General features: G+C 29.0%; 14 protein-coding genes and 5 pseudogenes. 7 read left to right on the top strand and 12 right to left on the bottom strand.

Annotated features, from left to right (window positions below; translation table 11 throughout):
• Nucleotides 1-1,197 precede the first annotated feature (1,197 nt).
• Complete coding sequence (locus BDU_RS08265) at nucleotides 1,198-1,371, bottom strand: hypothetical protein (protein ID WP_158298591.1); 174 nt, start codon at nucleotides 1,369-1,371, stop codon at nucleotides 1,198-1,200.
• Nucleotides 1,372-1,450: 79 nt separating this feature from the next.
• On the opposite strand from BDU_RS08265, the pseudogene BDU_RS07740 reads away from it, so the two are divergent.
• Nucleotides 1,451-1,838: pseudogene (locus tag BDU_RS07740) on the top strand (variable large family protein); the annotation flags it as partial.
• 202 nt (nucleotides 1,839-2,040) lie between these two features.
• Here BDU_RS07740 and BDU_RS05340 read toward each other — a convergent pair.
• The 10 genes and pseudogenes from BDU_RS05340 to BDU_RS05300 all read right to left on the bottom strand — a co-directional run bounded on the left by BDU_RS05340 (nucleotide 2,041) and on the right by BDU_RS05300 (nucleotide 14,028).
• Entirely contained in the window at nucleotides 2,041-3,108 is a 1,068-nt protein-coding gene (locus BDU_RS05340; RefSeq protein WP_012539717.1) for a variable large family protein, read from the bottom strand.
• Nucleotides 3,109-3,296: 188 nt separating this feature from the next.
• Nucleotides 3,297-4,364 (bottom strand): variable large family protein, encoded by a 1,068-nt coding sequence (locus BDU_RS05335; protein WP_012539716.1) that lies wholly within the window; start codon nucleotides 4,362-4,364, stop codon nucleotides 3,297-3,299.
• Nucleotides 4,365-4,800: 436 nt separating this feature from the next.
• The gene (locus BDU_RS09010) at nucleotides 4,801-4,908 is read right to left on the bottom strand and encodes a hypothetical protein (protein ID WP_404801587.1); all 108 of its coding nucleotides are present in this window, start codon (nucleotides 4,906-4,908) and stop codon (nucleotides 4,801-4,803) included.
• A 171-nt stretch (nucleotides 4,909-5,079) separates the two neighbouring features.
• Nucleotides 5,080-6,221 (bottom strand): annotated as a pseudogene (locus tag BDU_RS05330) (variable large family protein).
• 94 nt (nucleotides 6,222-6,315) lie between these two features.
• Nucleotides 6,316-7,334, bottom strand: a pseudogene (locus BDU_RS05325) (variable large family protein).
• 544 nt (nucleotides 7,335-7,878) lie between these two features.
• A complete protein-coding gene (locus BDU_RS05320) occupies nucleotides 7,879-8,526 on the bottom strand; it encodes a Vsp/OspC family lipoprotein (protein ID WP_012539714.1) in 648 nt (215 codons plus the stop codon).
• Between the two features lie 195 nt (nucleotides 8,527-8,721).
• Nucleotides 8,722-9,603: pseudogene (locus BDU_RS05315) on the bottom strand (variable large family protein); the annotation flags it as partial.
• A gap of 601 nt (nucleotides 9,604-10,204) precedes the next feature.
• A complete protein-coding gene (locus BDU_RS05310) occupies nucleotides 10,205-11,308 on the bottom strand; it encodes a variable large family protein (RefSeq protein ID WP_012539713.1) in 1,104 nt (367 codons plus the stop codon).
• A gap of 168 nt (nucleotides 11,309-11,476) precedes the next feature.
• A pseudogene (locus tag BDU_RS08600) lies at nucleotides 11,477-12,246 on the bottom strand (variable large family protein); the annotation flags it as partial.
• Nucleotides 12,247-12,726: 480 nt separating this feature from the next.
• Complete coding sequence (locus BDU_RS05300) at nucleotides 12,727-14,028, bottom strand: variable large family protein (protein WP_012539712.1); 1,302 nt, start codon at nucleotides 14,026-14,028, stop codon at nucleotides 12,727-12,729.
• Nucleotides 14,029-15,079: 1,051 nt separating this feature from the next.
• Between BDU_RS05300 and BDU_RS09005 the strand changes: the two genes are divergently transcribed.
• The 5 genes from BDU_RS09005 (at nucleotide 15,080) to BDU_RS05280 (ending at nucleotide 19,482) form a co-directional block, all read left to right on the top strand.
• Nucleotides 15,080-15,292, top strand: a complete 213-nt coding sequence (locus tag BDU_RS09005) for a plasmid maintenance protein (protein WP_143705858.1) — start codon at nucleotides 15,080-15,082, stop codon at nucleotides 15,290-15,292.
• A 166-nt stretch (nucleotides 15,293-15,458) separates the two neighbouring features.
• Complete coding sequence (locus BDU_RS05295; RefSeq protein WP_012539711.1) at nucleotides 15,459-16,220, top strand: ParA family protein; 762 nt, start codon at nucleotides 15,459-15,461, stop codon at nucleotides 16,218-16,220.
• A 2-nt stretch (nucleotides 16,221-16,222) separates the two neighbouring features.
• The gene (locus BDU_RS05290; protein WP_012539710.1) at nucleotides 16,223-16,783 is read left to right on the top strand and encodes a chromosome replication/partitioning protein; all 561 of its coding nucleotides are present in this window, start codon (nucleotides 16,223-16,225) and stop codon (nucleotides 16,781-16,783) included.
• A gap of 474 nt (nucleotides 16,784-17,257) precedes the next feature.
• Complete coding sequence (locus BDU_RS05285; RefSeq protein ID WP_143705857.1) at nucleotides 17,258-18,304, top strand: ThiF family adenylyltransferase; 1,047 nt, start codon at nucleotides 17,258-17,260, stop codon at nucleotides 18,302-18,304.
• Nucleotides 18,301-19,482, top strand: a complete 1,182-nt coding sequence (locus BDU_RS05280) for an MFS transporter (RefSeq protein WP_012539708.1) — start codon at nucleotides 18,301-18,303, stop codon at nucleotides 19,480-19,482. The genes BDU_RS05285 and BDU_RS05280 overlap by 4 nt, the downstream gene beginning before the upstream one ends.
• Nucleotides 19,483-20,282: 800 nt before the next feature.
• Here the strand turns inward: BDU_RS05280 and BDU_RS05275 are convergent.
• Nucleotides 20,283-21,107, bottom strand: a complete 825-nt coding sequence (locus tag BDU_RS05275) for a hypothetical protein (RefSeq protein ID WP_012539707.1) — start codon at nucleotides 21,105-21,107, stop codon at nucleotides 20,283-20,285.
• Nucleotides 21,108-21,466: 359 nt separating this feature from the next.
• Between BDU_RS05275 and BDU_RS05270 the strand changes: the two genes are divergently transcribed.
• On the top strand, nucleotides 21,467-23,036 hold a 1,570-nt coding region (locus tag BDU_RS05270), incomplete at its 3' end, for a plasmid maintenance protein (RefSeq protein WP_049752273.1).

Genomic DNA, 23,036 nt, shown 5'->3' with positions numbered 1-23,036 from the left:
AAACTATATCTATAGTTTGTGTTTAGTATAGATTTAGGCCTTTTTTTAGAACAAAGTTTACCCTAAAAAATACAAAGTTTACCCAAAAAAGTACAAAGTTACCCCAAAAAAATACAAAGTTTACTTCTTAATTTTTAAAAAAATACAAAGTTACCTAAAAAAGTACAAAGTTTACAATTTTTTAAAAACAGATCTATATTTATTTAAGATGATTAGTATAAAAAAATTTTTTAAAAAAATCAAACATCAAAAAAATGATAAAAATCATATTTAACAATAGTACAAATAATATAATTGAAATAAATTCTAAAGAAATTATTAATTTTTGTATAAATTACCTCTTAATATCAAATAGTACAGAACTTAAAGCAATAGGTATCTTGCTTTCTTCTGGTATTCTATTATCTCAATTCACCAAAAAAAATTTTACTATCACTAATTATACACATGATACTATTACTTACACATCATCATCCAATTTACAAATTAGAAATCATACTTTGGTCAACTCCACACTCATTATAAATGCTATTTATTTCCTAAAAAAACATAAGTTTATATTATTCATGTAAAACTTAATCGCATTCTCAAAAAATTATTTCTTGCAAATATAACTACTAAACATTTAGAATATATTTATTCTATTATTCTTCAATCTCTAAACAAAAAGGACAATTCTTACTTTTATGAATCCATCTTAAAACATCCAAAATACAAAAGTATCAAACTTGTAAGTAGGCCTACTTCACTAAATAAGTCTTGAAAACTTAATTTTTATTAATTCATTTCAAAATTTACGTATACATACTGCAAATAGTTTACACTTTTTTATAAACAAATATATTTATCTGCAATCATTAGTACAAAAATATTTTTTTTAAAATTAAACCTAAAAATGATTTATTTCACTACATAATAACATCTTAATGTTACATAGTACAAATATTACATTATCTGCATTCAATAACAAAATTTTACTATCACTAGACTTTTTTACATTTTTAATATATACCTATTGAATAAGGTATTAGATTTTTGTAAGTTTAAGTATGTTTTTTCCTATACTAAATTAACACTGTAAATGAGCACCATTAAATTTCTTCAAATGACTAAAGTGTTTTGTGTAGATTAGCTTCTATAATTTGTTATCTATACAATTTTATACAATAAACCGAATATTTTATTAGAACATATGTATCAATCAAATAACATGTAATTAACAAAAATAACACCTCCCTCACGATTTACAGAGAGAAGTGTTAACATTACATAATTTATTAATTTACTATTATTTATAGCTTTAGTTTGACTCGTAACATATTCAATTGCATTAGTTCCTGCTGTCTCAGAATATTTTATTCTATTAACCATGGAAGAAGATCTAGAAGGGAAAAGAAAGGGATGTGGATGAAAAAGAGTAAAAGAATTATTGATGGTGATGGGATGTAAAGCTGATGTAGTAATTCAAGCTGATTCATGGGCAATGGTAGATAAGATAAAGAATGCTAAGATCAAAGATGGTGCTCTTAATCAGAATGATAGTAATGATGCTGGGGAATTAGCTACTGGTACTCCTGGTAATTCTAATGGTTCTAAGGCAACTACCAATGCAGACTTAGCAGCAGCTGTTGCACTTAAGGCTATGACTAAGGCTGGTAAGTTTAGTTCTAACAATGCTGATAGTGAATATTGTTAAGGCATCAGCAGCAAGTACTGAGAAAAAGGTACTAGGAATACTGGATGTAATAATTCAAAAAGCAGTTAATCATGAACTTGATAAAATTAAAGAAGCTGTTATCTTAGCCTCCTATTTTTTTTATTTACTAATTATCTTCTAATGTTAGCAAGACACAAAAACCAAAACGAATACAACAATGAATGAATGACAACTTATACACAATAATAAACATTTCAAAGTAAAAAAGAGAGCTAAAAACAAGCCCTCTTAACTAACTAATTATTTTTCATAATTAATTCAAATTATATTATTTAAATAATTCTATCTATTATTTTCTACTGATTCTCATCGACAATTACTTACTATTGTACACTAGCTGTTGCTTCAATAGACTTATCTTCCTGTTTAACCGTAGCTAGTACTTCATTTATCTTTTTTAATCCACTATCAACACTATTTCTTATTGCTATTATAAGAGTATTTAATACTTTAGTTACAGCACTTGCTGCTACCCCTCTAGCAGCCTCAGCTTCAGTCTTTTTTGCAGCAGTATCCTTTACAATAAATTTACCATTTTTAGACATAGCTCTCAATGCTATCCCTGCTGCTATTACTGCATCTTTTTTGGATTCTGCCATAGTAAGTTTTTCATCATTTTCAGTAGTAGTACCCTTAGCTAAAGCCAAAGCAGCCGCATCCTTAGCATCTTTAACTTTCCCATCTTTATTAGCATCAGCATTAGCAATAGCAATAGCTTTTAATATGTCAGCACCAGTTACAGCCCCGATTGATGCACTTGCTGCCGCTACATGTTTATCTTCAGCTCCACCATTAGCATCAGAATTTTTAGCCCCAAATAGCATACCAATACCTTCTTTATCAGTAGCAAGAGGATCAGTATTATCTGCCTGTCCATTTCCTTCATTCAATACCAAATCAACTATCTCTTTAATTCCTTTAACAAGTGCACCTACACTTGTAGAATCAACGCTAGAACCAGAATCAGACTTTACAATCTCACCAATTGATACTCCATCAGTAGCCCCACTAGCAGCAATTTTTGCTCCATGACCTATCTTATCTAAAACTGCAACAAATTCATCAACTGCTGCCTTTACCTTTGTATAATGCCCATTCTTTTCTAAAATCTCTCCCAATTTCCCTTTCACGCCTTTCATAGTATTTTCAATCTTAGTAAAATATTCCCCAATCTCACTTTTCTTTGTATCCGCTTTTATTCCCAACGTCCCTGTAATCATATCCCCAAAACTCACAAAAACGTCCATAAATCCTTTCCCTAAATTTACCATCTCACTCAAAAATACTTTCTCTGGATCTCTACCTCCACTATTACATCCCATCATCACCATCATCATCACCATCATTATTACTACTCTTACTTTCCCCTCTTCTTTTTTCTCTCTATTCATCCTTTTCGCCTCCTTATTTTTTATTTTTTTCTAGCTTATCCTTAAAAGTAGAAAACAAATAAATAAGGCTTTATACAACATACACAATACCGCAAATAAAAAAAGAGAGCTTTATTGCTCTCATTAACTAAGTTTTTATTGAAAAAAATTAACTATATTCTCAATTTTATCCTAATGATCTTATTCTTTTATTCATTAATTTTGGCAACAGAACCTTCTCCTTGTTTAATCTCTCCTAACACCTTATTTATCTCTTTTAATCCTTCATCTACTCTATTCCTGATTGCTATCACCAATGTACTCAATACCTTATTCACTGCATTTGCTGCTGCTCCTTTTGCAGATGCAACTTCTGTTTTATTGTCACCAATATCCTTTACAATAAACTTACCATCCTTTGCCATCCCTCTCAATGCTATACCCGCTGCTATTACTGCATCTTTCTTTGATTCTACAGTAGTTAATTTATCTTCATTATCAGTATTAGTACCCTTTGATAAAGCCAAAGCAGCAGCATCCTTAGCTTCACTAACTTTCCCATCTTTATTAGCACTAGCATTAGCTCCAGCAATTGCTTTCAATATATCAGCACCACTTACTGCTCCTATTGATGCATTTGCCGCTGCTGTATGTTTATCTTCTGCTCCACTATCATCACTAGTTTTAGCACCAAATAATTTTCCTATTTTCTCTTTATCATCATTAAGAGGCTTAGTTTTATCTGCTTGTCCGTCTCCTTCTGTTACAACCAAATCAACTATTTCCTTTATTCCCTCAACCAAATTCTTTACACTATCTGCATTAGCAGTCCCAAAAACAGCAGCACCTGACTTTACAACTTCACCAATAACTGCACTATCAGTAGCCCCCAAAGCAGCTTTCCTTGCTCCTTCTTCGATCTTACTTATCTTCCCAATAAATCCCTCTACCTTCTCTTTCACTTTCTCATAACTTCCATGTTCTTCTAAAATTTTACTCAATTTACCTTTCACTATCTTCATTGTATTCTCAATCTTAGTAAAATATGCCCCAATATCGCTTTTCTTTGTTTCTGCCTTTATCCCCAATGTCCCTGTAATCATATCACCAAAACTTACAAACACTTCCATAAATCCTTTACCCAAATTTACCATCTCACTCAAAAACACTTTCTCTGGATCTCTACCCCCACTATTACATCCCATCATCACCATCATCATCACCATCATTATCATTATTACTCTTATTTTCCCCTCTACTTTTTTCTCTCTATTCATCCTTCTAGCCTTCTCTTCTCTCCTATCCTATTATTTCTCTCTCCTATTATCCTACCTATCTTCTTATTTCCTTATTTCTCTATAAGTTCTATCCCTTTTTGCTTTTTCTATTTTACTTTTGGAAATTACTTAGGTCCTTTTCAATCTATACCAACAGAAAAATCAAAAAAATGAATAAACAAAACAAACACAGAGTAAATTCTATCAAGAAAACATCTCTCTATATACCTCATAAAGAACAAGAAAAGAATTTCTTTATATCGATAATTATTGTTGTTGTTAATGAACCGCTACGTCTACCGCCATGTATAATAAGCAAAAATTGAAGATATATAGATTACAAATTGAAAATTTACTTGCCAAACAAACAAATGAAAAACCCTTAATAAGATACATCCTCAAAAAAAGAAGAAAAGAAAATTTCCAGCTTCAATAATTACAGGAATATTATCAGAAGATTAATATTCATTGATTCTTCAACATTTGTAAATCCTGAATCAATAGTATTTCTTATTGCCATCGTTAATATACCTAACGCCTTAATTACTGCACACTCATGTCTTAGTTACTTAACTAAGTTATAAAACAAAAAATAACGTCTTTAATTTTTATCTAATAGATAAAAAAACAGAAATACCCATACAAGACATTCCTGTTTATCAAATTTACAAAAATCTTCTTTTAAAACAAAAAAGAATCTAAATAATACACTATATCAACTAGAACTTACCTCACTACTAAAATTTTCTTTGAGGCAATCATCAACATCTTTTAAACATTTATCAACTGTCCTTCTTATAATAGATACTATCTCATTTACAGTCTTATTAACTGATCTATATAATACCGCATTTATTCCTTCTTTTGGTGCATGAGTAGCAAGAGTTGCTAATTTACCATTCTTAGCCATCGCTTTTAATGCTAAACCTGCTGATATTACTGACGCATTTGTATTAATATTAGAAAGATTGCCATGATTCTTATTAGCAATCGCCATGTCAAAAGCATTAGTTGCCGCGTTAATATCGCCAGCATCTTTGCTTGTACCATCCTTAGCTGCTTCAATTGCCAATAATATATCTGCACCACTAACTTCATTCAATGCCTTGTTGGCTCCGCTCAATGCTTTGGCATCAGTAACATTAGCAGTCTCCCCAAACAAATTTCCAACTTCCTTAGAATCCGTAATCACTCTATTGACATTTCCTTTTGGTTCAGTACCAACTCCCTTTGCTGCCTCACAAAGCATACTAATCCCTTCAACAAGACCCTTTACACTTATTTTATCCGCTTGCACCGCATCATTATTATCAGCAGTAGCACTAGCAATTTTATCAGCAGCACTAATAGTAGATTCCTTAATTTTATTTGCTCCATTAACTATTTTCTCTAAAGTATCAATTACTTTAGTCATGATACTATCAACCCTAGTTTTAATTAAATTATAGTTACTATCTTCCTTTATACTTTCTAATTTCCTTTTAGCCACTTGAACAGCTTCTCCAATCTTACCCAGTCGTTCCCCAACTTCTTCCTTAGTTGCATCTGAAGTAATACCAAACGTCCCTTTTAATAGCTCTCCAAAAGACACAAAAGCATCCAAAAACACTTGTCTTGAAGTTGCAATTAACTCACTTAAACTTCCTACTCCTCTCCCGTCTCCTCCTGCTGCTCCTTCTCCCTTTACTCCCCCCACTATTACATCCCATTATCACCATTAATCCTATCATTACTCCCGTATTTCTACTATCTCCTGTTTCCCTTTATTAACTCTTTTCGCCTCCTATTTTTATTATTTTTTTGCTTTTCCATTAAAGAGACACACAAAAAAGTCAATAAATAATGATTTATACGCATATTATTTATATAAAATACGCAATACCGTAAATAAAAAAAGAGAACCTCATGGCTCCCTTTAGTAATATTCTTATTTAATAATTTTCACTACAACTTACTCACTAACTTTAGCTTCAACACCTTCTCCTTGCTTAATCTCTCCCAACACCTCATTTATCTCTTTCAATCCCTTATCTACTGTATTCCTGATCGCTATCACCAATGTACTTAATACCTTATTTACTGCACTTGCTACTGCTCCATTTACTGCATTTGCTGATTTATCTTCATCCTTTTAGCCGCAAATTTACCTTCCTTTGCCATTCCTCTTAATGCTATCCCTGCTGCTATTATTGCATCTTTCTTTGCTGTATCCTCTTTAATCTCCTTTTTATCATCAACAGATGGAACAACAGCTATCTCTGCTGCATCTGTTGCTTTTTCAATTCCATTAGTACTATCAGCTTTAGGATCTCCCTTTGATTTTGCAATAGCTTTCAATATATCAGCTCCACTCACTGCTCCTATTGATGCACTTACTTTAGCAGCCTCTGCTTCTTGGGCCCTATCACCATCCTTCTTTCCAAATAATTTACCTATAGTCTTTTTTGTCTTCAGTAATTATATTATTACCAGCATTACCTTCTTTTTCTCCTAACACTATTTCAACAATCGCTTTTATCCCCCTAACAAGAGAAACAACAGAATCTTTGCTAGCAGCAACTGCATCTTCACCTTTCTTAGCATTTCCTATTATATCATCATTAGCACCTTTACTTGCTTCCTTTGCCCCTTCTTCAATCTTACTTATCTTCCCAATAAATCCCTCTACCTTCTCTTTCACTTTCTCATAACTTCCATGTTCTTCTAAAATTTTACTCAATTTACCTTTCACTATCTTCATTGTATTCTCAATCTTAGTAAAATATGCCCCAATCTCACTCCTCTTTGTATCTGCCTTTATTCCTAATGTCTCCGTAATCATATCGCCAAAACTCACAAATACATCTAAAAATCCTTTACCTAATTTACCATCTCACTCAAAAACACTTTCTCTGGATCTCTACCTCCACTATTACATCCCATTACTATCATCATCATCACCATCACTATCCCTTTTACTCTTCTTTTCATTCTATTCACACTCTCTCTCACTCTCTCTATTCCTCTCTTCCCTTTTATTTCTCCTTCTTTTACTTCTCTATTCATTTTCTTCGCCTCCTTATATTTATATTTATTATTAGCTTTTTCACAGCTTATCTTTAAAGAATTAGAGGCAAAAAATAAAATCAAACAAAAATTGATCTTATCACCATCTATTATCAACCTGAAAATACAAAATATTTATCATTGACTTTCTTATAATTTATAATATTTAATTTTTGTTAAAGATATTGGTATATTTTTTTTACATTCTAATTAAAAATATAGATAATATCATTAAATTTGTTCAAATGATTAATGATATCCCACAATAAAGTTTTTTTGATATATTGCTTTTGTTTGTACAATGTTATTCAACAAAAACTGAATATTTTCAATCAGAACAATTTTCATGAAACAATAAAATAAAAGATACCAAGAGATTAACTCCCAATATCTTTACTTTATAACTTTATTTACTTTCTTAAAGTTATTATTCCACTTGAATATCTTGATATTTATATAATTTAACTTCTTAAATAGTAGGTTTAACTACAAGCTCTGTCATTGCATCCGATACTATTTTATTAGAAGCCCTTAACAATTCATCAATTGCTTTGTTGAGTTCTCCTAATTCTTTCGCTCCTTTATTTCCATTAGGTTGACCAATTCTATCTATGGCTTTTTTTGCATTATCATCAGTAACACCATCTTTACCAAGGTAAGCATTCTCTTCTTTCAATTTATTTAAAAATGCTGTATTTGCAGTCGTTGTAGCAATAACTTTTGCTTTCAACTCCTCAGAAATTCCTTCCCTTTTCTCCAATTGTTCCAATTTAGTCTTAACATATAACACAACATTAAATGCTCCTGCAAGTATTGATGCATTTTTATCTGCCTGAACAGCAAGCTCAGCAGCAGAGTCCTTAATTTTCTTTCCAATGGCTTTAGACAACTCGTCAACCGACTTAACCAAAGTATAAACTTCTTTAACACTTTCCGAAAATTCCACCGCACTCTTTATCTTCTCCCCTACTACCTTTAAATCTATTACACTCCCATCTCCCTTCATTCCTTTCCCTTCCTCTCCTTCCTTTATTCCTCCCCCATTATTACATCCCATCATCATCACCATTATTATCACTACTCTTATTTTCCCCTCTACTTTTTTCTCTCTATTCATCCTTTTCGCCTCCTTATTTTTTATTTTTTTCTAGCTTATCTTTTAAGGATTAGAAGAAACAAAGATGTTTATATGAAAAACAATTCACCAAACTATATACAATCCTGCAAATAAAAAAAGAGAGCTTTTTTGCTCCCTTTACTAATCTTTATATCTAATAATTTTAACTATATTAAATATATACTAATTCACCTATTAATTAGCCTTAGCTTCAGTACCTTCTCCCTGCTTAATCTCTCCCAATACATTATTAATCTCTTTTAATCCTTCATCCACTCTATTCCTGATCGCTATTACCAATGTACTTAATACCTTATTTACCGCATTTGCTGCTGCTCCCTTAGCCCCTTCTGCTTCTGTTTTTTTATCACCATCATCCTTAACAATAAACTTACCATCTCTTGCCATTCCTCTCAATGCTATTCCTGCTGCTATAATAGCATCTTTCTTTACAGAATCACCAAGTTTTTCATCATTGTCATTATTAGTACCTTTAGCTAAAGCCAAAGCAGCAGCATCCTTAGCATCTTTAACCGCACCATTTGCCTTAACATCACCGGAATTAGCAATATCTTTTAATATATCAGAACCACTTACTGCTCCTATTGATGCACTTGCTGCAGCCACATGCTTTTCTTCAGCACCTTTACCAGCATCAGTCTTATCACCAAACAATTTCCCAATATTCTTCTTATCCTCCTCAACAGGACTAGTTTTATCTGCTTGACCATCACCTTTTCCTACAACTAAATCAACTATTTTTTTAATTCCCACAACTAAATTTTTAACACTTTCCGCATCAACACCATTCCCAGCAGCATCAGATTTTACAACTCCACCAATGACTGCACTATCATTAGCCCCCAAAGCAGCTTTCTTTGCTCCTTCTTCGATCTTACCTATCTTCCCAATAAATTCCTCTACCTTCTCTTTCACTTTCTCATATTTCCCATTCTCTTCCAAAATCTTACCTAACTTCTCTCTAACTTCCTTCATTGTCTCTGTTATCTTACTAAAATACCCACCTATCTCACTCTTCTTTGTGTCCGCTTTTATCCCCAATGTCCCTGTAATTAAAATGAGAAAAGTTGACTTTTTAATTTATGAGTTAACTTCAAAATGAGGAAAGTTGACCCTAAAATCTATAAAAGTTGCCTCCAAAATGTGAAAAGTTGACAATTTTCAAAAAATCAAACATCAAAAAATGATAAAAACGTATTTACCAATAGTACAAATAATATAATCAAAATAAATCCTAAAGAAATTATTAATTTTAACACAAATTATTCTTAATATTAAATAGTACAAATATTCTATTATCTACATTAAAAAAACAAAATTTTACTATTACTAGACTTTTCTACATTTTTAATATACGATTATTGTTTAGGATATTAATTTCGTTATAAGTTTTAATATGTTTTTATACCATGCTAAAATATTACAACTGGGCGTGTCATTAAATCTCCTAAAACAACTAAAATATCTCATATAATTTATAAAACTTACTTCTTACGATTCATTATATTTTTATACAAAATTTTATAACTATGCAAATCTATTCTATACAATTTTACACAATAAACCGAATATTTTTAATTAGAACGTATACATCGAGTAACAAAAATAACACCTCTCTGGATTACAGAGAAGTGTTAACAGTTACATAATTTATTAATTACTGTTTATTTGTAGTCTGAGAAGTATCAGATTGACTAGTCTCAGTTACACTACTCTCGGAGTATTTTATTCCCTTAACTGCTTCTTTTACTTTATCTAAATTGCTACTTACCGTTTTCTTAATTATTATATCCAATATCTCTAATACCTTATTTACTGCACTTACCGCTGCTGCTTTTACTGCTCCAACTTCATTAGCTTGAGGTTGAGTAAACTTACCATCCTTAGTCATAGCCTTAAGAGCTACTGCTGCCGCCAAGTCAGCATTGGTTTTTGCAGTACCATTATCATTTTGAGTATTACCACCACCAAGAGCAAGTGCTCCAGCTTCTGCATTAGCAATAGTAGCAGTACCAACAGTAGTAGCATTTTTAATCTTATCAATCACTGCCCATGCATCTGCCTTTGATACTTCTTCAGCAAGTTTAGGAGCAGCCCCCTGATCAACTTGAGCATTGTGAGCTAATAACTTAAGTCCATTAGCATTAGCCACTTCACCACCCGAGGTTCCCTTCTCAATTTTAATATCAAGTTTCTCTGCTACACCAATAATTGCCTTTACACCTTCAATTACTGTATTAACGCTATCCCTATTAGCTCCAACTGCACCACCAGCACTACTAGCATCACCAATATCAACATTGGCATTAGTTACACCAGAAAGTTTAGTTACAGCACCAATTAATTGCTCAAAAACATCATTTGCTCCTTTAATTACACTCTTAACAATTGCAATTGTACTACCATCAGCATTCTTTGTCCCCAAAATATCACCTGATAGCTCTTTTAATTTATTATTAGTATCTTCTAATCCTTTTTTTACCTTCTCAAAATGTTTTCCTACTTCACTTCTCTTATCCCCCGATTTAACTACACTAAATCCTAATACATCTCCAAAAGCACTGCCAAACCCAACAAAAATCTCCTGAAACCCCTCTCCTATCTTTACTAATGACTCTAAAAAACTATTCTTCTTTGCTAAGTCTACCTTCCCCCCTACTCCTCCTACTCCTCCACTATTACATCCCATCATCATCACCATCATCATCACCATCATTATTACTACTCTTACTTTCCCCTCTCCTTTTTTCTCTATATTCATCCTTTTCGCCTCCTTATTTTTTATTTTTTTCTAGCTTATCTTAGAAAACAAACAAAAAAGTCAATAAATGATGATTTATATGAAACACAATTCATCAAACTATATACAATACTGCAAATAAAAAAAGAGAGCTAAAATAAGCCCTCTTAACTAATTATTTACCTAATTAATCCCTATCCCTCCTGCTATTACTGCATCTTTCTTTGCTTGATCAAGAGTCTTAGTACCAGAGTCCTTTTTGGCAACTCCAATCTCTGCTGCATTAATCACAATATTAATATCTTTACTAATGCTAACATCTTCAGAATGTGATATAGCCTGCAAGATATCAGCTCCACTTATTGCTCCTATTGATGCACTTGCTGCTGCAGCTTGTTGTTCTGTGACATCATTCTGTGTAGCAAGCAAATTACCAACTGATTTTTGCTCTGTCTCTCCAGTTTTAGTAGCATTTGGATCTCCTTCTCCCTTCTTTAAAACCACCTCAACTATTTCTCTAATTCCTTTTACTAATTTATTAACACTTCCTGCTTCTCCAGGACTCGCATCTTCACCTTTCTTAGCATTCCCTATTACATCACCAATAGCACCCCCCCTGATGCTTACTTGGCTCCTACTTCAATCTTAACTACCTCCCCAATAAATTCCTCTACCTTCTCTTTCACCTTCTCATAATTCCCATTCTCTTCTAAAATTTTCCCTAATTTCTCTCTAACTCCTTTCATTGTCTCTGCTATCTTGCTAAAATACCCACCTGTCTCACTCTATTCTTTGTTTCCGCCTTTATCCCCAACGTCCCTGTAATCATATCCCCAAAACTCACAAATACATCTAAAAATCCTTTCCCCCAAATTTACCATATTATTCAAAAACACTTTCTCTGGATCTTTCACTTCTCCACTTACTCCTCCACTATTACATCTCATCACCACCACCATCAAGAAAAATAACCCTTTTACTCTTCTCTCTATTTTCCTCTCTATCGATTACTCTCTCTCCCCATTTTTAACATCTTTTATTATATACTTATTCTTTTTTTATTCTATCTTATCTTTAAAAAGACACCCAAAACAAATCGAATAAATAATTAATGAATAAAATAAATAAATACACAATAAATAAGAATAAATGAACCAAGATATTTTCAAAAAATACTGTAAAAAAATATTTTAGACTATCTTATTTATATTCCCAATAACCCTATTTAAATGACATTTACAGGTTTCACATTTTTTAAAAAATTAATTCTATAAAAACACCATTTAATATTTGAAATGGATAGCACCACATAGAAAAGGCATTATTACTTGCAACACTTTCTCCTCTACATATGTACATCCAAATGAATTTATATTACACAATACTTGCTAATAATGATTTAAATTTAATAGCAAGTATTGAACTTTAAATAAAGTAAATTAAGATTTCTGATCAATTACTTTTTTGTTACCCTTACCAATCTCCATTCTAACTGTCCGTCTAATAATTAAACCAAGTGTATCCAATACTTTGTTAACAGCCTCAGTTGCGGCTTCTTTAACTTTATTAGCATCGTTACTACTAGCATCCTTAGCATAAACAGCAAATTTGCCATCTTTACTCATTGCTTTTAATGCAACAGCAGCTGCAAAGTCTGCATTAGTCTCTGCCCCAACACCAATACCACCACTAGTCTTGCCAGTAATTAATTCTCCAGCCTTCTTATTACCACTCATATAACCTGTTTCTGTTGAAACCTTAGATTTTCTTATCTTATCAATAATAGCCCATGGATCTGCTTTAGACACTTCTTCAGCAAGTTTAATACCAGCTCCTGGTTTAGCACCAGCATGACCACCATTAAGAGCAGCAGGAGCAGCGGTTTGAGCAGAAGCAGCAACAAAATCACCAGCATTTCCTGATTCAACAGTTATACCTGACTTTTCAGCAAGCTCAACTATCTCTTTAATCCCATCAATGATAGATTGAACGCTTTCTTTATTAGACATGATAGAAGACCAAGTAGCACTATTGCTTACTTCTCCAATACCAATGTCATCACCACCAACAGCATTAGCTAATTTCTCTACAGCAGTAATTAATTTGCTAAGAACTTCTGATGAATCACCTAATTTACTTTTTTTAATAGCTTCTAATTGAGTTTTCACTTTTTCAAAGTGTTCTTTGATCTTATTTCTCTTATCAGTAGACTTAATATCTGCCTTAACAAGCAAATCTTCTAACATATCACCAACAACATTCCCAACAAACCAAAAAATATCCTGAAAACCTTGTCCTATCACTTTTCCTGTTTCCAATAATTCTGGAACTACAATTTTTCCTGTTTCAAATACTTCTGATAATATCAATTGACCTGCTTGTATTGCTCCTGGCAATATTACTTGACCTGCTTGTAATACTCCCGGTATTATCATCTCTCCTGCCTTCTGTCCTATTTCTAGTATATCTTGTCCTAATTCTAATGTTCCTGATACTACTTCTTCTCCCATATTTACTACTCTAGGACCTATCTCTTTCCCAACTTGTACCATTTCTTGCCCAATTGTTAATGCTGAATCTAATAAAGCATCCTTACTCTCATCTGATAATTTATCTAATCCAAGTATATTACTACCAGTATCCTTATGTTTATCTATCAATTTGCCTAAACCAAGAATACTGTTACTATCACACCCCATAAATAAATTAATTATTATTAACAAACCTAATGGTTTTTTCATTTAAACCTCCGTTCTTAATTTATATTTTTATAATATAAATTATATATATATCACATATTAAAAAAAAGAAAAAATATTAATATTAAAAAGTAGTTAAAATACAAAATAATACACAAACATCACAATACTGACCATAATATCACAATATCAATTTAAACTAGCAACAAACAATCGTATACTTTACTTCAGCACCTATTAAATTAAACTCTTAATTCTTTTAATCTCTCTTTTACTAATTTTAACAAGCATATTTTTAAAAATATGCCACAATAAATAATAATTTCATATATCTCCTATATTAGTTATAAATCATTAAACAATTATCTATTTCTAAAATTAAAATCATACTCTTACACTTTAATGTAAATATTAATAAATTGAATATCACAAATTTATTATATTAATCCATATATTTTCGTATAATAACAATTTAATTATTAAGAATCGCAATAGCAAATTTCAATTCACTTTTAGCATTGTCTATCTTAAAATCAAAGTTGTTGCTAACATTATATATCTCATTATAAAATTCAAGTTTCAAATTGAAATTATTTTTTCAGATTTTCTAAATAGTAAAAATCCTTCTCAAGGATATCATTTTCATAATGTCCATAATGCAAATTAATAACATTATCTCTATTAGCTTGGAAGTTACGAATACTACATCAAAATTTTGATACTAAAGATTACACATAATAAAATCGGTACAAATATAATACAACAAATGATAAGTTAAATAAAATCAAGCCTATCTACCTTATCACTAAATCATTCATATATTTCTTCTTACTCTAGACCTAATTAATCAAATAATCTATCTTATTTTAATTAAATGTTAAGAAATTAATAATATATAATTTTCAAATAGATTACAAAGGAAAATATTTTTCTCCTTAGTATGTATAAATTTATATATTCATATTTGATCTGATTTATTTTTGAGCTTAGCTAACATAAAAACAATTTCCTTGGCTATATTTACAATAGTAGTAGTAGTTATAAGTCCATCTTTATTTTGAGTAAAATGCTACTAGTTCTTGAAGAGTAGAATTTGTTGAGGTTTGTTTTATTTTTGTGTTTTTTATATATTTTTTTATATGAGTTTATAGTCGATCATTATTATATTCTTTATAAAACACACTTTATAATAGAAAATGACACATACAATGATTTTAGAAATATAATGAATAAACTTCAAAAATCTGCTCAATGTAATAAAAAGACACAAAAAACTACACATTCGCCATACTACTTCATCAATTAAAGGATAAATTAACAATAAATGTCTTTGTAAAATTATTAAAAAGATTCTCTAAACAAACAAGAAAGGTTAAAATATACAAAGACCTTTAACAACCAATTAATTTAAAAAGGAAGTATATAAATTTTATGAAAAACAATTACCAAATGGAGGAATTCATTATAACAATATGGCTAGAAAAAAACCAAAAGTAATAACTATTGCAAGTATTAAGGGTGGTGTTGGGAAAAGCACAAGTGCGTTACTTGTTGCTACCATTTTATCTCAAAAACATAAGGTACTCTTAATAGATATGGATACACAAGCATCAGTGACAAGTTATTTTTATGAGAAATTAGAAAATCAAAATTTGAATCTTGTCAGCAAAAATATTTATGAAGTATTGATTGATAAAATTAATATAAATTCAACTATCGTTAAAATAGATAACAATTTAAGCTTATTGCCAAGTTATTTAAATTTGCACTTTTTTCACAACGATAATATTGCTTTTAAGGAACTAAGATTCAAACAAAGTTTAAAATTATTATATGACATATATGATTACATAATCATTGATACAAGTCCTAGTTTAGACATTATTTTGACAAATGCATTAGTTGTAAGTGATTATATAATAGTACCAATGACTGCTGAACGTTGGGCATTTGAAAGTCTAGAAATACTGGAATTTTTTCTAAGAAAATTGAAATTTGATATACCAATCTTTGTTTTAGTAACTCGTTTTAAAAAAAATAATACCCGTAAAAACTTGCTAAGTATGATAAAAGAAAAATTCAATTTTCTAGGAGTTGTATCTGAAAGAGAAGATTTGAATAAAAGAATTGCACAGAATGATATGTTCGATCTTGATAAAGATTACATAAAAGAATATCAAACAGCTATTTATGAATTTTTCCGTAATACGGAAAAAACAAATAGGGAGAATTAATTATGAATATAAAAATAACAAAACGTGTTATTGAAGATGAAAATCATCCTTTAAATGATATAGCTAATGAGAATAAAATATTAGAATATTATAATTATTTGAAAGAGAGATTAGTATTTAATTTTCAAAAAGAAATATTAAATAAAATAGAAAGCATGAAAATTTTGAAAGAGATTAAAGATAATGAATATTATAAATTAGATGGATATAAAAATTTTGAAGAATTTACTCGACATTATAGAATAGCAAAGACTCAAGCTTATGAATATTTAAAGATAGCAAATGCTATACAAGAGGGTTTGGTTGAGGAAAAAGACATTATTGAAAATGGAATTCATGATATTATTCTTTCTTTAAGAAATAAAGCAGGGTTTAACACTAAGAAATCGAAACAGAATGTAATAAAACCTTTGAAATTTCAACTTAAAAGACAAGAAAGCTATGACTTTTATAAAAAAAATCCAAAATTTACTAGTTTTATATTGGACGAAATTTTTTTTAATAGAAAAAATTTGCTTGGAAAGCTTCAAACAAAATTTAAGAATTTAAAAAATAGTAATTAAGAATGCATGAAATTAATTTCATGCATAAAATATGGAATATTTACAGATATATTCTGTCAATAAAGATTGTCATAAAACAGCTATTGATTTTATCTTGAATTTGTTATGCACCGACAAACAACAGTAGTGCTTTATATTAAATCAAATTTAACCTTTAATATCCAAATATTAAAATTTTCATTTTGATATTTTTTAATAAAAAAATAAAATATGTATCAAAAACAAGAATCAAAGTGCAATTAAGTATTTTTAATACTCAGCAATTGAATAAAAATGAAAAAATTAAAATTAAATATAAATTTATTTTTTAATATCTTGAAATTAAAGATATTTTTTAATATTATTAAATATATATATTTAATGGAGGTAAATGTTATGCGTGGAAAAACACTTAACTAATATTTAAAATCAAGCATACCAAATGATGATAAAAAGTTTGGTATGCTTGATTTTAAATATTCAGAGGTTATAAAAATGATTTATATAAAAAATCCAACTTCATTCTTTAATAAATCCACTTTGGGCAATCTTGTTAATTTAGGGCAATTTCAAATTGAAGTAGATGATAATCTTTTTGAAAAACTACTAGACATTGTAATATTTGCACAGGAGAAAAAAACATACGAAGAATTAATATCGTTTGCTAGCGAAAACCATATTGATAATAAAATTATTAAGTTAGCTTTAGATAATAAAATATTAATTCCCTTTTATACACATACACATGCTCAAAATAACATTTACCTAAAAAATAAATATTTCTTAGATCTTTTATTAACAAATCCAGAAAATTTCAATTTAGAAAAAAAACATATTATTATTATTGGATGTGGCGGTATTGGCAATTTTATGACTTATTCTCTTTCTACTTTAGGATTAGGATTTATAACTTTTATAGACGAAGATAAAATAGAAGAATCTAATTTAAATAGACAATTTCTATTTGATTATGATTTTATAGGGGCTAATAAAGTAGATATAATTGAAAAAAAAATAAGATCAATAAACAAAACTATTAAAACCCAAAAATATAAACAAAAAGTTTCAACGAAATTACTAAAAAGTATTTTGTGTAATTCAAAAATTAAACCATCTTTAATAGTATTGTCAGCAGATGATGATTATTGTCTACCTTTAATTAATAAATTTTGTATTGAGCATTCTGTTCCATTTATAAATATTGGCTATCTTAATGATTTCTCAGTCATTGGTCCATTTTATATTCCTAATATTTCTTCTTGTTCTTATTGTACTGATATTGGAGTTGTAAAAATGTCATCATCTTCTATAATAGAAGACAAGATAACACTTGCAAATAAGGATTATCAAGCTCCTTCTTTTTTTACAAACAATGCAATTGCCTCAAGTATGGCTATTATTGATATAATATTTTATTTTGGCGGTGAATATAAAAACATTAATTCTTTAAATAAAAGAATCGGTATTAGTAACCATGATTTTTCATTACATTCAATTAATATTGAAAAAAATAAATTTTGCAAGTGTAATAAAAATTTATGATAGAAGATAAACATCAAAGATATTATTTTTATTCATTATTTTTATCAGAATTTGCAAGAACATTACCACATGCTGTTTTAACTATTATTTTAATAAACAAAGGTTTAAAATTAAGAGATATTGCTATAGTGCAAATGTTTTATATGTTAGCAATTATTTTTTTTGAACTTCCTTCAGGCATAATATCAGATATTTTTGACAGAAAAATTGTTTATTTATCGTCAATTTTCTTATCAATGTTTGCTTATTTTATTATCTTTAAAACATCATCATTTATAATGCTTTGTATTGCCTGGTTTATATATGGTGTCTCATCTGCAGTTAATACTGGTACAATTGATATTAGTTTTACTCATATATATCAAAATAATTCTAAAAAGTTAAAAGCATTCATATCATCTATGAAAATAATTTTAAGTACTGGAGCTATCGTAGGTGGATATTCAGGAAGTATATTGTTTTTATATATTGATAAAAAGATTTATATTATTTCACTATTTTTATATCTCGTATCATCTTTAATAACAATTTTTTTTATATCAAATGACAAAAATACGGATTATAACAAGGAAGATATAAGTTTATATCTTAAACACTTTAAAAAAAATATAATTATATTATTAAGGTCTAAAATATTCATAGAATTACTTATTTTAATCAGCTCTATTCAGTTTTTTTTTCAACCTTTTTATTTATACTGGCAAGCAATTTTTATTGATAAAAATGTTCCTATTAGCATATTTGGCATTATATATATATTATTGCGTTTCTCAAATATTGTAGGAGCATGGATTTTTAAAAAAATTAGACATTCAAGATATGATTCTTATGTTATTTTAAGTATCATATTTTTATTATCAATTTTAACAAAAATAATTTCATACACTTATATGTTTGTTACCATAATAACATTGCTTGTAATTTTAGTTTCTCTTTATTCTAATAATTTAGAATTTTTTTTAAGAAAAAATATAGATTCAAAAATTTTAGGCACCATAACTTCTATTAATAGCACAATATCTCGTTTATTTTCATTCTTAGTATTAATAGCATGTTCAGTTTTAGCTAGTTTGATCAGCATCATAAATACATTTATTTTATTAATACTTATTTTTTGCATTCTATCTATCATTGTGATACATAAATTTATGGATAATAAAAAAGAATACACAGAGTAAATTCTACTTAGTGTCGAATATTATTCTCCTATTTCCTTTTATGAACAATTAATATTCTAAGCCTTATAAAATTAAAAGATTGTTCAAATCCATTTTCTGGTACCATTGTTATATATAAATTTAATATTAATATTATTTTTACAATTTTTTCAAAACATAAATTCTGACACTTTTTTGTATGCTTTATAGCAATATTGTTACCTTTTAGTGTAAATTATTTATTATCCCCTTTTATAATATTTATAACATACATCTATGAATAATATTTGGACACTTTTCACAAAAACTATAAGTAAAGTTTTAATAATAATTTCAAAAAGCTGTTGTTAAAAAAAACTGAACCTGAAATTACGTTGCAATCAAAAGAAAAAGTTATTAAAACAAAGACAAAATAAAAATTTAAAAAATTAAGGTGATAAAAAGATTAAATCAGAGATTACTCATAGTTAATTTGCTTATGAGTTAATGTGAATTTTAGCAAGTTCATCTTTCTTATCCAACAAAAACCTAATGAATTATTGAAATTAATGTTAGGAAAGTTCCTAAATTAAGTGCGATAATAGTTCCAAACATTTAATTATTCAATATTTAACTTATCACTAAGTTCTGTTTTGTTAATTTTAAATTTATTACCAAGCTCAGTAAATTTATCACCTATCTTACTATTTCAGTTTTTGTCATCAGACTCTAAGCTTGTACTCATATTTTAAAAGCCAAAACTAAAACTACTTTTTAAGTAAGTTCTTAAACATAATAATTCAAGAAAAATTGTCAATAATATTTTGATTCATACCTTAGATTCAGCTATCACTAATAGTAATCTCAACAACTTCTTTTGGACGAAAATGAACAATTCCTGCTAAAATTAATGCACTAATATAATCACCCGTAGGTAATGAAAACTTGCTAAAATATATTTTGGACAAAATTGGAACAAACATGACTTTAGGATTAAGTTCATAAAGAACTGGATGTTTAAGTCCTTTAAATAAAGATGTTACTATATTAAAGTCTCTTTTAAGAGAATCTTTTATTGTTACATATTGAGGCTCACTGTAAAGCTCTAATAAGAGATGTGAAAACTGATAAGGTAAGAGCAATCGATAAGATCCATCAAATCCTTCAAGTCTTTCCTGATGTTCCTCAGATTGAAGTTTAGCTTCCACAACTTTTTGACGCAACTTAATCCCAGCAGTTAATGATGAAAACGATGTACTTGTTAATTTAGTTCTACCAGAAAGTGTTGCGACACCTTCCATATTAATAGATGTTTTTCCAAAAACAATTGAATAATAAACATTTTTCATAAGATTAAGTGCTAAATCATACTTAACATTATCGTCAATTAAAGTATCATTCATCAAAGCAGCCTTTGATATACGCATAGTTGTTTCAAATTTGTGCATTTTACATGTAACTTCTTCCTTTACCCTTACATAACCTTTATCACCCTTATAAGTCCAAATTTCCCTACTAGCCATATAATACTCATTTTTGAGTTCATTTTTATCTATTAACTTATAAGGTAATAAATCTTTAAATCCAATCTTTTTAAGATTCTTATTATCTAAATTAAAACTACCTTCATCATCAAGAAAGACACTTTGCCTCCCAAATGTACTCATTTGAAAACTCCTTAATTTTAAACCTCTTTGAGATTAACGCACAAATTAACATTAAAAATCATGATCTAATAAATCCAAAATTCATATTTAAACATTAATATAAAAGCTTTGCAAACCATAATATTTAACAATAAATATAAAATTTGCTTTAGAAATTGTACCATATTATTAATATAATTGCTAATCTATATAAATAAAATAGTATATAAAAATTATTTTGACCCTAAACTAGTCAAGAACAAAATTTTAATATATAATAAAAAATAAAAGTCTAATAGAATCTAAGATCTAATTAGACTAAAGTCCAAAGCTCGTTGATATTAAACGAAATCCAAACTTTGGATAAAAAAACAAAAGATATGTTAAGTATATCAAAAGATAATAATAAATTCAAACATAAAATACCAAAAGGTCAAATAAATGCAATATTAAAAAACCTTGTAAAATTAAATATTTATAAAGATCCCAATAATAGTCAAACAATACGAATGTCATATGTTAAATTGCAAATAATCAAAATGCTAAAACGCTATAACAGAATAATTAAAATTTATTGGGCAATAAATACTAAAAATACAAATTATAAACAATCAATGGGCGTTGAAGAATATTCAGCATGTGATATCCAAAAAATAGTACTTAAATTATTAGAAAATGATTCTGCAAAAAAAGTATGTAAACGCACACTAGAATTAGATATAAAGCTACTAAACAATCTAAATCTAATAAAATCTAAAATTATAAGATTTGGAAAAGGAAAAGGAAGTGTCTCTTATTATGTGCAAAATATGGAACTAATGCCTACACATAAAGACGCAATATTAGAATATCTAACACAAATGCTACAAGATAATTTGAAAGATAAAATCATAATTGGAAATTTCGATCTTAATGAACCTTTTGATAACGAACCCAAAAATATAAATTCAAAAACTACAAAATTTATTACAAAAAAAATAGAAGAAAAAAACAACGAACAACTTCATAAAAATCGTATGGGTATAATTTCGCATGTGCAAACACCGGACGTTATTAATAAAGCTAATATAAGCAATGTAAATAAAGAGAATTCTAAAAACTTTTTAGAGAAAAACTCTGCAAAAAGTCTTTCATGTGAAAAACCAAAAAGCGGTAAACAAAAAAGTGAAAAAGTGCAATTTAAACGAATTGGTGTAAAAACTAGACTGATCGATGTGCACAAAATAAGCAGAAACTATATGCAACAGGTAAAAGAGCTGAGCAACAACGATTCAACTTACATAAACGCCCTGCTAAATTTGGAGACTGCCATAAATGAGTATGGGAAAGAATATGACATCGAAGATATTTTGAAACACTTTATAAAACAATTTGGCAACAGATACAAGTACAAAGTGTGGATGATGATGAAAAGAAAAGATGGCGTAATAAACGATTATGATCTCATATGGGAGGGCCGATTCAAAGATTGGTACTCGCATAAGTATAAGAAAAATTATACGACGACAAAAGAAAAATATGGCGAAAAAATAAGATTAGCAAGCAAAAATTTTGAATTTAATGCGTCAAAAAATGTGAAAGACGAAGAAGAAGAAAAAAAAGAAAAAGAGAAAACAGAAAAAGAACGCAAACTGCAACTCAAACGACAACAAGAATATATAGAGAGGTTATTTAGACAAGAAGAACAAGAAAGAAAAGAGCGAATCAGAAGGAGAGAAGAAGAAAAGGCAAAGTTGAGAATGGAGGTTAAAGAAGAAATACGATCTTATGTAGGAAGTATTGAAAATGGCGATTCTAGTGATGATATTGCAAAGTTATACCCTTTATACGAAGAGAGTAGGGGAGATAATATTGCTGTACGCCCGCCGCGGCCACAAATTAACACTAATTTTGAAGGATTTAAGACAACCAAAGGACTTTCTCTTGCTAGTTTAGGAATTATGCTTCAAT

It is taken from the genome of Borrelia duttonii Ly (genome assembly GCF_000019685.1).
Lineage (GTDB): Bacteria > Spirochaetota > Spirochaetia > Borreliales > Borreliaceae > Borrelia > Borrelia duttonii.
The sequence above is the reverse complement of the archived record's forward strand: the minus strand, read 5'-3'. Positions and strand labels throughout refer to the sequence as shown.